This is a genomic window from Enterobacter sp. QK-SA4, assembly GCF_056856775.1.
Map to the genome: position 1 here is coordinate 1,492,389 of NZ_JBXFXH010000007.1, position 13,219 is coordinate 1,505,607.

8 protein-coding genes are annotated in these 13,219 nt (G+C 56.6%); 4 read left to right on the forward strand and 4 right to left on the reverse strand.

Annotation, left to right across the window (positions count from 1 at the left end):
* The first annotated feature begins 130 nt into the window (after positions 1–130).
* Together glpT and glpQ are read left to right on the forward strand one after the other, a co-directional pair.
* A complete protein-coding gene (glpT, locus tag AC1VYI_RS08745; RefSeq protein WP_045354273.1) occupies positions 131–1,483 on the forward strand; it encodes a glycerol-3-phosphate transporter in 1,353 nt (450 codons plus the stop codon).
* Between the two features lie 11 nt (positions 1,484–1,494).
* Entirely contained in the window at positions 1,495–2,553 is a 1,059-nt protein-coding gene (gene glpQ, locus AC1VYI_RS08750) for a glycerophosphodiester phosphodiesterase (RefSeq protein WP_134867346.1), read from the forward strand.
* Positions 2,554–2,658: 105 nt separating this feature from the next.
* Here glpQ and yfaE read toward each other — a convergent pair whose 3' ends face one another.
* The 4 genes from yfaE to ubiG all read right to left on the reverse strand — a co-directional run bounded on the left by yfaE (position 2,659) and on the right by ubiG (position 7,454).
* Positions 2,659–2,913 carry a class I ribonucleotide reductase maintenance protein YfaE gene (gene yfaE, locus AC1VYI_RS08755; RefSeq protein WP_008500234.1) on the reverse strand — a complete coding sequence of 85 codons (255 nt, stop codon included), beginning with the start codon at positions 2,911–2,913 and terminating at the stop codon, positions 2,659–2,661.
* A complete protein-coding gene (nrdB, locus tag AC1VYI_RS08760; protein ID WP_023312514.1) occupies positions 2,913–4,043 on the reverse strand; it encodes a class Ia ribonucleoside-diphosphate reductase subunit beta in 1,131 nt (376 codons plus the stop codon). Before nrdB ends, yfaE begins: the two co-directional genes overlap by 1 nt.
* Positions 4,044–4,092: 49 nt before the next feature.
* Positions 4,093–6,378, reverse strand: coding sequence for a class 1a ribonucleoside-diphosphate reductase subunit alpha (gene nrdA / locus AC1VYI_RS08765; RefSeq protein WP_023312513.1), 2,286 nt, complete (start codon positions 6,376–6,378; stop codon positions 4,093–4,095).
* Positions 6,379–6,725: 347 nt separating this feature from the next.
* Positions 6,726–7,454 (reverse strand): bifunctional 2-polyprenyl-6-hydroxyphenol methylase/3-demethylubiquinol 3-O-methyltransferase UbiG, encoded by a 729-nt coding sequence (ubiG, locus tag AC1VYI_RS08770; RefSeq protein WP_023312512.1) that lies wholly within the window; start codon positions 7,452–7,454, stop codon positions 6,726–6,728.
* A 146-nt stretch (positions 7,455–7,600) separates the two neighbouring features.
* Between ubiG and gyrA the strand changes: the two genes are divergently transcribed.
* Complete coding sequence (gene gyrA, locus AC1VYI_RS08775) at positions 7,601–10,237, forward strand: DNA topoisomerase (ATP-hydrolyzing) subunit A (RefSeq protein WP_045354270.1); 2,637 nt, start codon at positions 7,601–7,603, stop codon at positions 10,235–10,237.
* Between the two features lie 135 nt (positions 10,238–10,372).
* Entirely contained in the window at positions 10,373–13,219 is a 2,847-nt protein-coding gene (gene rcsC / locus AC1VYI_RS08780) for a two-component system sensor histidine kinase RcsC (RefSeq protein WP_134867347.1), read from the forward strand.

Below are 13,219 nucleotides of genomic sequence, written 5' to 3' on the forward strand. Positions count from 1 at the left end.
TTCTGACATATTTCTGTAACAATCTGTGCGTTGATTCACAGTAACAATCACCGTGATTTCTTAACATCCCCGCCTCTGGAATTCAGGTGCGAGCCACCTGCCCATTCAATTCAAGGCCACGGAGGCTGTTATGCTCAGTATCTTCAAACCTGCGCCGCACAGGGCGCGTCTGCCAGAGGCAGAAATTGATCCGCTATACCGCCGTCTGCGCTGGCAAATTTTCCTGGGAATTTTCTTCGGGTACGCGGCGTACTACCTTGTACGTAAAAACTTCGCGCTCGCCATGCCGTATCTGGTGGAGCAGGGCTTCTCCCGCGGCGATCTGGGTTTCGCGCTGTCGGGGATCTCAATCGCCTACGGTTTTTCCAAATTCATCATGGGTTCCGTGTCGGATCGCTCGAATCCGCGCGTGTTCCTGCCCGCCGGCCTGATCCTGGCGGCCGCGGTCATGCTGTTCATGGGCTTTGTGCCGTGGGCGACGTCCAGTATTGCGATTATGTTCGTGCTGCTGTTCCTCTGCGGCTGGTTCCAGGGGATGGGGTGGCCGCCGTGCGGACGTACCATGGTGCACTGGTGGTCGCAGAAGGAACGCGGCGGCATCGTGTCGGTGTGGAACTGCGCGCATAACGTGGGCGGCGGTATTCCGCCGCTGCTGTTCCTGCTGGGGATGGCCTGGTTCAACGACTGGCACGCGGCGCTCTATATGCCTGCCTTTGGCGCCATTCTGGTGGCGATTATTGCCTTCGCCCTGATGCGCGATACGCCGCAGTCCTGCGGCCTGCCGCCGATTGAAGAGTACAAAAACGATTATCCAGATGATTACAGCAAGGAGCACGAAGAAGAGCTGACCGCCAAACAGATCTTCATGAAGTACGTGCTGCCGAACAAGCTGCTGTGGTACATCGCGGTGGCAAACGTGTTCGTTTACCTGCTGCGCTACGGCATCCTCGACTGGTCGCCAACCTACCTGAAAGAGGTTAAGCACTTCGCGCTGGATAAGTCTTCCTGGGCCTATTTCCTGTATGAATATGCCGGGATCCCGGGCACGCTGCTTTGCGGCTGGATGTCGGACAAAGTGTTTAAAGGCAACCGCGGGGCGACGGGCGTGTTCTTTATGACCCTGGTCACCATCGCGACCGTCGTTTACTGGCTCAACCCGCCGGGCAACCCATCAGTAGACATGGCCTGCATGATCGTTATCGGCTTCCTGATTTATGGTCCGGTAATGCTGATCGGCCTGCACGCGCTGGAGCTGGCGCCGAAAAAAGCGGCGGGCACGGCGGCAGGCTTTACCGGCCTGTTCGGCTACCTCGGCGGTTCGGTCGCGGCGAGCGCCATTGTGGGCTACACCGTTGACTTCTTCGGCTGGGACGGCGGCTTTATGGTGATGATCGGCGGCAGCGTGCTGGCGGTACTGCTGCTCATTGTGGTCATGATCGGTGAGAAACGTCACCACGCGGAAGTGCTGGCGCGTCGTCAATAAGGAGCATTGCGATGAAATTATCTTACGTAACAACCGGCCTGCTGCTGGCGGGCCTGATGACAGGCTCCGCGCTGGCGGCGGATAAAATCGTTATCGCCCACCGCGGCGCCAGCGGCTATCTGCCGGAGCATACGCTCCCGGCGAAAGCGATGGCCTATGCCCAGGGCGCGGATTATCTGGAGCAGGATCTGGTGATGACCAAGGACGACCAGCTGGTCGTACTGCATGACCACTACCTGGACCGCGTGACGGACGTGGCGGAGCGTTTCCCGGACCGCGCGCGAAAAGATGGCCGCTACTATGCCATTGATTTCACCCTGGCGGAGATCCGTTCCCTGAAGTTTACCGAAGGCTTCGAGATCGAAAACGGCAAGAGGGTGCAGGTCTATCCGGGACGTTTCCCGATGGGCAAATCTGACTTCCGGATCCATACCTTCCAGGAAGAGATTGAGTTTGTTCAGGGGCTGAACCACTCAACCGGTAAAAATATCGGCATCTACCCGGAGATCAAAGCGCCGTGGTTCCACCATCAGGAAGGCAAAGACATTGCCGCGAAGACGCTGGAGGTGCTGAAACAGTACGGCTACACCAGCAAGAAGGACAAAGTCTACCTGCAGTGCTTTGACGCCGCCGAGCTGAAGCGCATCAAAACCGAGCTGGAGCCGAAGATGGGGATGAACCTCAATCTGGTGCAGCTGATTGCCTATACCGACTGGAATGAAACCCAGGAGAAGCAGCCGGACGGCAAGTGGGTGAACTATAACTACGACTGGATGTTTAAGCCGGGCGCGATGAAGCAGATTGCGCAGTACGCCGACGGCATCGGGCCGGATTACCACATGCTGGTGGCGGAAGGCTCAGCGCCGGGCCACGTGAAGCTGACGGCGATGGTGAAAGAGGCGCACGCCAGCAGGATGCAGGTACATCCGTATACCGTGCGTGCAGACCAGCTGCCGCCGTATGCCACGGACGTGAATCAGCTTTATGAGGTGTTGTATAACCAGGCGGGCGTGGACGGACTGTTTACGGATTTCCCGGATAAAGCGGTCGAATTCATTCACCGGAAGTAGGTTTGGCAGGTCGGGTAAGGCGAAGCCGCCACCCGACAATCTGGCTCTGCGGCCTGATGCCCTCACCCTAACCCTCTCCCACCGGGAGAGGGGATAAGGACAACATCACATCTCGATCTCTATATCGCCTTTTGCCCGGCAGCAGCAGGGCAAAATTTCCCCTTCGTTGATAAAGGCCAGCGGCTCGGTCAGCCAGTCCACCTGGCCGGCGACCAGGCGGCAGCGGCAGGAGCCGCAGTAGCCGGAACGACACTGGTACTCTACTTCTACCTGATGCGCCTCAAGCGCCACCAGCAGAGAAGGGTGCTCCTCCCGACACAGCACCTCAGTGCCGGAAAGACTTAACGTGACGCGTGACATCAGAGCTGGAAGTTGCTCAGGTCGTCGGTGTTGACTTCAGAATCAATCTGACCGACCAGATAAGAGCTGACTTCCACTTCCTGCGGCGCAACCTGCACGTTATCGGACACCAGCCAGGTGTTGATCCACGGAATCGGGTTAGAGCGCGTCTGGAATGGCAGGTCAAGACCGACGGCCTGCATGCGGATGTTGGTGATGTACTCAACGTACTGGCACAGGATGTCTTTATTCAGGCCAATCATGGAGCCGTCGCGGAACAGGTAGTCGGCCCACTCTTTCTCCTGCTGAGCCGCCAGCACGAACAGGTCGTAGCACTCCTGCTTGCACTCTTCGGCGATTTCCGCCATCTCCGGATCGTCCGTACCGCTGCGCAGCAGGTTCAGCATGTGCTGGGTACCGGTCAGGTGCAGGGCTTCATCGCGGGCGATCAGACGGATGATTTTGGCGTTGCCTTCCATCAGCTTGCGCTCGGCAAAGGCGAAGGAGCAGGCGAAGCTCACGTAGAAGCGGATCGCTTCCAGCGCGTTGACGCTCATCAGGCACAGGTAAAGCTGTTTTTTCAGCGCGCGCAGGTTCACGGTGATGGTTTTACCGTTCACGTTGTGCGTACCTTCGCCCAGCAGATGCCAGTAGCTGGTCATCTCGATCAGCTCGTCGTAGTAATGGGCAATGCCTTCCGCGCGCTTCTGGATCTGCTCGTTGGTGACGATATCGTCAAACACCACCGCCGGATCGTTCACGATGTTGCGGATGATGTGGGTGTAAGAGCGGGAGTGGATAGTCTCGGAGAACGCCCAGGTTTCCACCCAGGTTTCCAGCTCCGGAATGGAGATCAGCGGCAGCAGCGCCACGTTCGGGCTACGACCCTGAATGGAGTCCAGCAGCGTCTGGTACTTCAGGTTGCTGATGAAGATATGTTTTTCGTGATCCGGCAGCGACTGGTAGTCAATACGGTCGCGGGAGACGTCCACTTCTTCCGGGCGCCAGAAGAAGGAGAGTTGCTTTTCAATCAGCTTTTCGAAGATGTCATATTTTTGCTGATCGTAGCGTGCCACGTTGACCGGCTGGCCGAAGAACATCGGCTCTTTGAGCTGGTCGTTTTTCGTCTGTGAAAAGGTGGTATATGCCATGAGTGTGTCCTGTCTTACGAAATAAAGGCGGGGATATCCCCGCCCTTCATTAGATCTTACATGCGCCGCTTTCGCAGCCATCGTCCTGAATTGACGGTACCATGTCGTCCTGCGCGTCTTCCGCACCGTCACGGGTGTTGTGATAGTACAGGGTTTTCACGCCAAATTTGTAGGCGGTGAGCAGGTCTTTCAGCAATTGCTGCATCGGTACCTTGCCGGACGGGAAGCGCGTCGGGTCATAGTTGGTATTGGCAGAGATCGACTGGTCGATAAACTTCTGCATGATACCCACCAGCTGCAGGTAGCCGTCGTTGTTTGGCATTTCCCACAGCAGCTCGTAGTTGTTGCCCAGCGTTTCGTAGTCCGGTACCACCTGACGCAGCACGCCGTCTTTCGACGCTTTGATGCTGACGTGGCCGCGCGGCGGTTCAATACCGTTGGTGGCGTTAGAGATCTGCGAAGAGGTCTCGGACGGCATCAGGGCAGAGAGCGTAGAGTTACGCAAGCCGTGGGTCTTGATGGACTCGCGCAGGCCTTCCCAATCGAGATGCAGCGGCTCGCTGACGATCGCATCCAGGTCTTTCTTGTAGGTGTCGATTGGCAGAATGCCTTTCGCGTAGGTGGTTTCGTTGAACCACGGGCACGCGCCTTGCTCTTTCGCCAGCTCGTTAGAGGCTTTCATCAGGTAGTACTGAATCGCTTCGAACGTCTGGTGCGTCAGATTGTTAGCGCTGCCGTCGGAGTAACGCTTGCCGTTTTTCGCCAGCCAGTAGGCGAAGTTGATCACGCCGATACCCAGGGTACGGCGGCCCATCGCACCGCGTTTAGCGGCCGGGATCGGGTAATCCTGGTAGTCCAGCAGGGCGTCGAGCGCGCGAACCGCCAGCACGGCCAGCTCTTCCAGCTCGTCCAGGCTCTTAATCGCGCCCAGGTTGAACGCGGACAGCGTACACAGCGCGATTTCGCCGTTTTCGTCGTTCACGTCTTCCAGCGGTTTGGTCGGCAGGGCGATCTCCAGGCACAGGTTAGACTGGCGCACTGGCGCAACTACTGGATCAAACGGGCTGTGGGTGTTGCAGTGGTCCACGTTCTGGATGTAAATACGGCCGGTAGAGGCGCGTTCCTGCATCATCAGAGAGAACAGGTCTACCGCCTTCACGCGCTGCTTACGGATGCTGTCGTCTTTTTCGTATTTGGTGTACAGACGCTCGAACTCGTCCTGATCGGCAAAGAACGCGTCATACAGGCCCGGAACGTCGGACGGGCTGAACAGCGTAATGTCTTCGCCTTTCAGCAGACGGGTGTACATCAGCTTGTTGATCTGCACGCCGTAGTCCATGTGACGCACGCGGTTGCCTTCCACGCCGCGGTTGTTTTTCAGGACCAGCAGGCTTTCCACTTCCAGGTGCCACATCGGGTAGAACAGGGTCGCAGCACCGCCGCGCACGCCGCCCTGAGAGCAGGATTTTACGGCCGTCTGGAAGTGTTTATAGAACGGGATACAGCCGGTGTGGAACGCTTCACCGCCGCGAATCGGGCTGCCCAGCGCACGGATGCGACCGGCGTTGATGCCGATACCGGCACGCTGGGAGACGTATTTCACGATGGCGCTGGAGGTGGCGTTGATGGAATCCAGGCTGTCCCCACACTCGATCAGTACGCAGGAGCTGAACTGACGGGTTGGAGTACGCACGCCAGACATGATTGGCGTCGGCAGAGAAATCTTGAACGTGGATACCGCATCGTAGAAACGCTTCACGTATTCCAGACGGGTGTCACGCGGGTAGTTAGAGAACAGGCAGGCGGCCACCAGAATATAGAGGAACTGGGCGCTTTCGTAGATCTCACCGGTTACACGGTTCTGAACCAGGTATTTGCCTTCGAGCTGCTTCACCGCCGCGTAGGAGAAGTTCATGTCGCGCCAGTGATCGATAAACCCGTTCATCTGCTCGAACTCTTCTTCCGTATAGTCTTCCAGCAGATGCGTGTCGTATTTGCCCAGCTCAACCATTTTCACCACGTGATCGTAAAGCTTCGGCGGCTCAAACTGACCGTAGGCTTTTTTACGCAGATGGAAAATCGCCAGACGTGCAGCGAGGTACTGATAATCCGGTGCTTCGCGGGAGATGAGGTCTGCCGCTGCTTTAATGATCGTTTCGTGGATATCAGACGTTTTGATGCCGTCGTAGAACTGAATGTGAGAACGCAGTTCAACCTGGGAGATAGATACGTTGTTCAGTCCTTCTGCTGCCCAGTCGAGAACTCGATGGATTTTGTCCAGATTGATACGCTCGGTAGTACCGTCGCGCTTTGTCACCAGCAGACTCTGATTCATGTGGGTTTTACCTGTCCGTGAAATAAAAAATATCCCCCGTTTATCCACAGATCCGTCTTGTGACTAACTCTGTGGATAAATACTACATGTAGGGGGTTTGCGATAAGAAAAACGCTATATGGTGAGTATTCTAGTATCGAATCTTTTCAGCACAAGGGTTGATTTTGGCGTTAAATTGAGGTTGTGAAAGGGTAAAAAAGGCTAAGTCCTCGTACCGTAAGGCCTGGAAGACATGTCAATAATTAAGAAAAAAAATTCAAAATTTGATCGAGTGCTGATTTCTTCAACGGGAGGTCAGAATTGCGCAACATGATGTCGCGCAATCTTTATAAGAATAACGAATGACGTTAGTCGTTTTTGGCGGTTGTGTGCAACATATAGTTAACATCAACGCCCGGTGCGAGTTTGAATTTATTGGTTAGCGGATTGTAGTGCAGGCCGGTGATGTGCTGCTCTTTGAGCCACGTCTGGTCAACCCAGCTTAACAGCTCCGCAGGCTTGATGAATTTCTTCACGTCGTGCGTCCCTTTCGGCACCATGCGCAGCACATACTCCGCGCCGACAACGGCCATCAGCCAGGCTTTACCGTTGCGGTTGATGGTTGAGAAGAAGACCTGGCCGCCCGGCTTCACCAGTTTTGCACAGGCATGTACCACCGACTGCGGATCGGGTACGTGCTCCAGCATCTCCATGCAGGTCACCACATCGTACTGATGGGCGTGTTTTGCCGCGTGCTCTTCCACGGTTTCCTGCACGTATTCCACCTGTATGCCGGACTCCAGCGCGTGAAGGCGGGCAACCTGGAGCGGTTCAAAGCCCATATCCAGGCCCGTAACATTCGCCCCTTCGCGCGCCATGCTCTCAGCCAGGATGCCGCCGCCGCAGCCGACGTCGAGCACTTTCTTACCGAACAGACCGCCGGAACGCTCCGCGATATAGCCCAGACGCAGCGGGTTAATGCGATGCAGCGGTTTGAACTCACCTTCGAGATCCCACCAGCGGGACGCCACCGCTTCAAATTTGGCAATCTCTTCGTGGTCAACGTTGTGAGCCACCGGGGATTTTTCGGCATTCATGGGCGCTTTTACTCCTTATTTAGCAAGACAAAGGAGTATATCAGGCAATCCCCGTGAATAAAGCGTATAGGTTTACCTCAATCACCTCGGCTGTGTTATAATTTGCGACCTTTGAATCCGGGATACAGTAGAGGGATAGCGGTTAGATGAGCGACCTTGCGAGAGAAATTACACCGGTTAACATCGAGGAAGAGCTGAAGAGCTCCTATCTGGACTATGCGATGTCGGTCATTGTTGGCCGTGCGCTGCCGGACGTCCGCGATGGCCTTAAGCCGGTACACCGTCGCGTACTATACGCCATGAACGTATTGGGCAATGACTGGAATAAAGCCTATAAAAAATCTGCCCGCGTCGTCGGTGACGTCATCGGTAAATATCACCCGCATGGTGATACCGCCGTTTATGACACCATCGTTCGTATGGCGCAGCCATTCTCCTTGCGTTACATGCTGGTAGATGGTCAGGGTAACTTTGGTTCAGTCGACGGCGACTCCGCTGCGGCGATGCGTTATACGGAAATCCGTATGTCGAAAATCGCTCATGAGCTGATGGCCGACCTGGAAAAAGAGACCGTTGATTTCGTCGATAACTACGACGGCACCGAGCGCATCCCAGATGTGATGCCAACCAAGATCCCGAACCTGTTGGTTAACGGTTCGTCCGGTATCGCGGTCGGTATGGCAACCAACATTCCGCCGCACAATATCACCGAGGTGATCAACGGCTGCCTGGCCTATATCGACGATGAAGACATCAGCATTGAAGGGCTGATGGAACACATCCCGGGTCCGGACTTCCCAACGGCGGCGATCATCAACGGTCGTCGCGGTATTGAAGAAGCGTACCGCACCGGCCGCGGCAAGATTTACATCCGTGCCCGCGCCGAAGTGGAAGCGGACGCTAAAACCGGCCGTGAAACCATCATTGTTCACGAGATCCCGTATCAGGTGAACAAAGCGCGTCTGATTGAAAAAATCGCCGAGCTGGTAAAAGAAAAACGTGTTGAAGGCATCAGCGCGCTGCGTGACGAGTCTGACAAAGACGGTATGCGCATCGTGATTGAGATCAAACGCGACGCGGTGGGTGAGGTTGTGCTGAACAACCTGTACTCCCAGACTCAGCTTCAGGTCTCCTTCGGTATCAACATGGTTGCGCTGCACCATGGTCAGCCGAAGATCATGAACCTGAAAGAGATCCTGAGCGCGTTCGTGCGTCACCGCCGTGAAGTGGTGACCCGCCGTACCATCTTCGAACTGCGCAAAGCGCGCGACCGTGCGCACATCCTTGAAGCGCTGGCGGTTGCGCTGGCCAACATCGACCCGATCATCGAACTGATCCGTCGTGCGCCAACCCCGGCGGAAGCGAAAGCAGCCCTGGTTTCCCGTCCGTGGGATCTGGGTAACGTTGCCGCGATGCTGGAACGTGCGGGCGATGACGCAGCGCGTCCAGAGTGGCTGGAACCTGAATTCGGCGTGCGTGACGGTCAGTATTACCTGACTGAACAGCAGGCTCAGGCGATTCTGGATCTGCGTCTGCAGAAACTGACCGGCCTTGAGCACGAAAAACTGCTCGACGAATACAAAGAGCTGCTGGAACAGATTGCTGAACTGCTGCATATCCTGGGCAGCGCAGAGCGTCTGATGGAAGTGATCCGTGAAGAGCTGGAGCTGGTCCGCGACCAGTTCGGCGATGCGCGTCGCACCGAAATCACCGCGAACAGCTCTGATATCAACATTGAAGATCTGATCAACCGCGAAGACGTGGTGGTCACCCTGTCTCACCAGGGCTATGTGAAGTATCAGCCGCTGACCGACTACGAAGCACAGCGTCGTGGCGGTAAAGGCAAGTCTGCAGCGCGTATTAAAGAAGAAGACTTCATTGACCGCCTGCTGGTGGCGAACACCCATGACACGATCCTCTGCTTCTCCAGCCGCGGTCGTCTGTACTGGATGAAAGTTTATCAGCTGCCGGAAGCGAGCCGCGGCGCGCGTGGCCGTCCAATCGTCAACCTGCTGCCGCTGGAAGCGAACGAACGTATCACCGCCATCCTGCCGGTACGCGAGTACGAAGAGGGCGTGAACGTCTTTATGGCGACCGCCAGCGGTACCGTGAAGAAAACCGCGCTGACCGAGTTCAGCCGCCCACGTTCCGCCGGGATCATCGCGGTGAACCTGAACGAAGGCGACGAGCTGATCGGTGTGGATCTGACCTCCGGTTCTGATGAAGTGATGCTGTTCTCTGCGGCCGGTAAAGTGGTGCGCTTTAAAGAGAACGCCGTCCGTGCAATGGGTCGTACCGCTACGGGCGTTCGTGGTATCAAACTGGCTGGCGAAGACAGCGTTGTTTCTCTGATTATTCCGCGCGGTGAAGGGGCTATCCTGACCGTGACGCAGAATGGTTACGGTAAACGTACGGCGGAAGGGGAATACCCAACCAAGTCTCGCGGCACGCAGGGCGTTATCTCTATCAAAGTGACCGAGCGCAACGGTTCCGTTGTGGGCGCGGTGCAGGTAGACGATGCCGACCAGATCATGATGATCACCGATGCCGGTACGCTGGTGCGTACCCGCGTGTCTGAGATCAGCGTGGTGGGGCGTAACACCCAGGGCGTGATCCTCATCCGTACAGCGGAAGATGAAAACGTGGTGGGTCTGCAGCGCGTTGCTGAGCCGGTGGATGACGAAGAGCTCGATTCCATCGACGGTAGCGTTGCGGAAGGCGATGATGATATCGCGCCGGAAGCCGACACCGACGATGACGTAGCGGATGACGCTGACGAGTAATGTCTCCTGATGCAAAAAAGGGCCGGATTCCGGCCCTTTTCTTTTGCACAAGCAGATAAGTCAACGTTGCGACCTGGCGCGTTTACCGCTACCTTAACCACATTCTTTTGACCCCGATGGCGGAGCCTCGCCCCCTTGAAATACCTCGTCTCCTTTCGTACTACGCTGAAAGTTTCTCGCTATCTGTTTCGGGCGCTGGCGCTCTTGCTCTGGCTGCTGGTGGCCTTGTTCTCGGTGTTTTACATCGTTAACGCGCTGCACCAGAAAGAAGCGGAGATCCGCCAGGAGTTTAACTTAAGCTCCGACCAGGCCCAGCGCTACATTCAGCGAACGTCTGACGTGATGAAGGAGCTGAAGTATATTGCCGAAAATCGTCTGACGGCGGAAAACGGCATCCTTGCGCTTCGCGGGCGGAATGACAATACCGAAGTCCCGGACTTCCAGCCGCTGTTCCCGGACTCCGATTGCTCCACCATGAGCAATACCTGGCGCGGGTCGCTGGAATCCCTTGCCTGGTTTATGCGCTACTGGCGCGACAATTTCTCCGCCGCCTATGACCTGAACCGCGTATTCCTGATTGGCAGTGAAAATCTCTGCATGGCTGACTTTGGCCTGCGCGACGTGCCCGTTGAGCGTGACGATGCGCTGAAAAGCCTGCATGAACGTATTGTGAAATACCGCAATGCGCCGCAGGACGAGCGCGGGAATAACATCTTCTGGGTTAGCCAGGGCCCGCGCCCGGGCGTGGGCTATTTCTACGCCCTGACGCCGGTGTATCTGGGCAATCGCCTGCAGGCGCTGCTGGGGATTGAGCAGACCATTCGTATGGAAAACTTTTTCACCCCGGGCAGCCTGCCTATGGGGGTGACCATTCTGGATGAAAACGGTCATCAGCTGATCTCACTTGCCGGGCCGGATAACCGGTTAAACGTCGAACCGCACTGGATGCAGGAGCGGTCGTGGTTTGGCTATACCTCCGGCTTCCGCGAACTGGTGCTGAAGAAGAGCCTGCCGCCTTCGTCGCTAAGTATTGTCTACTCGGTGCCAGTGGACATGGTGCTTGAGCGGATACGCATTCTCATCATGAATGCCATTCTGCTGAACCTGATCGCGGGTGGTGCGCTGTTCACCCTGGCGCGCATGTATGAGCGGAAAATCTTTATTCCGGCCGAAAGCGATGCCCAGCGGCTGGAGGAACACGAGCAGTTTAACCGGAAGATTGTCGCGTCGGCGCCGGTGGGGATCTGCATTCTGCGTACCCAGGACGGAACCAACATCCTGAGTAACGAGCTGGCGCATAACTACCTGAACATGCTGACGCACGAAGACCGCCAGAGGCTGACGCAAATTATCTGCGGCCAGCAGGTTAACTTTGTCGACGTGCTCACCAGCACGCACACCAACCTGCAGATCAGCTTTGTGCATTCCCGCTATCGCAATGAAAACGTGGCGATTTGCGTGCTGGTGGATGTCTCCGCGCGCGTGAAGATGGAAGAGTCTCTGCAGGAGATGGCCCAGGCCGCGGAGCAGGCCAGCCAGTCGAAATCCATGTTCCTTGCCACCGTCAGCCACGAGCTGCGAACGCCGCTGTACGGGATCATCGGTAACCTCGACCTGCTGCAGACCAAAGAGTTGCCGAAAGGGGTCGACAGGCTGGTGACGGCAATGAACAACTCCTCCAGCCTGCTGCTGAAAATCATCAGCGATATTCTCGACTTCTCTAAAATTGAGTCTGAGCAGCTGAAAATCGAACCGCGGGAGTTCTCGCCGCGCGAGGTGATGAACCACATCAGCGCCAACTATCTGCCGCTGGTGGTGCGTAAACAGCTGGGGCTCTACTGCTTTATTGAACCAGACGTGCCGCTGACGCTGCACGGCGATCCGATGCGCCTGCAACAGGTCATCTCAAACCTGCTCAGCAACGCCATCAAATTCACCGACGTTGGCTGTATCGTGTTGCACGTTTGCCGGGCAGGGGATTACCTGAGCATTCGCGTGCGCGACACGGGCGTCGGCATCCCGGCGAAGGAAGTGGTCCGCCTGTTCGACCCGTTCTTCCAGGTCGGGACCGGCGTGCAGCGTAACTTCCAGGGCACCGGACTGGGGCTGGCGATTTGTGAGAAGCTCGTCAGCATGATGGACGGCGATATCTCTGTGGATACCGAGCCCGGCATGGGCAGCCAGTTCACCATCCGCATTCCGCTCTATTCGGCGCAGTATCCGGCAAAAGCGACGGTAGACGGGCTGCGCGACAAGCGCTGCTGGCTGGCGGTGCATAACGCCTCGCTGAATGACTACCTGACGGCGCTGCTTGCCCACAGTGGAGTCAGGGTGTGTCTCTATGAAGGTCAAACACCGGATGTGGACGATGTGCTTATCGCCGACGAGATGCCGGAGCAGCCGTGGCAGGGGAGAGGGTCGGTGCTCTTTTGCCGTCGCCACATCGGCATTCCTGTCGAGCGTGCGCCTGGGGAATGGGTACACAGTGTTGCAACGCCGCACGAGCTGTTGAGCCTGCTGGCGCGCATCTACAAAGTGGAGCTGGAAGAGCGTGACGGCGCGGGCGGATTGCCGTCACCGGAGTCTCTGGCGTCGGTAAATGACGATATGATGATTCTGGTGGTGGATGACCATCCGATTAACCGTCGCCTGCTTGCAGACCAGCTTGGATCGCTGGGCTACCAGTGCAAAACCGCCAATGACGGCGTGGATGCGCTGAATGTGCTGAGTAAAAATCATATTGATATCGTGCTTAGCGACGTCAACATGCCAAACATGGACGGCTACCGTCTGACGCAGCGCATCCGACAGCTGGGCCTGACGCTGCCGGTGGTGGGCGTAACGGCGAACGCGCTGGCGGAAGAGAAACAGCGTTGTCTGGAGTCAGGCATGGACAGCTGTCTGTCGAAGCCGGTGACGCTGGACGTGCTGAAGCAGACATTGTCGATTTACGCGGATCGCGTGAGAAAAACCAGAATATAA

Coding starts and splice junctions, on each gene's coding strand:
- glpT (WP_045354273.1), top strand. CDS start 131: ATGCTCAGTATCTTCAAACCTGCGCCGCACAGGGCGCGTCTGCCAGAG.
- glpQ (WP_134867346.1), top strand. CDS start 1,495: ATGAAATTATCTTACGTAACAACCGGCCTGCTGCTGGCGGGCCTGATG.
- yfaE (WP_008500234.1), bottom strand. CDS start 2,913: ATGTCACGCGTCACGTTAAGTCTTTCCGGCACTGAGGTGCTGTGTCGG.
- nrdB (WP_023312514.1), bottom strand. CDS start 4,043: ATGGCATATACCACCTTTTCACAGACGAAAAACGACCAGCTCAAAGAG.
- nrdA (WP_023312513.1), bottom strand. CDS start 6,378: ATGAATCAGAGTCTGCTGGTGACAAAGCGCGACGGTACTACCGAGCGT.
- ubiG (WP_023312512.1), bottom strand. CDS start 7,454: ATGAATGCCGAAAAATCCCCGGTGGCTCACAACGTTGACCACGAAGAG.
- gyrA (WP_045354270.1), top strand. CDS start 7,601: ATGAGCGACCTTGCGAGAGAAATTACACCGGTTAACATCGAGGAAGAG.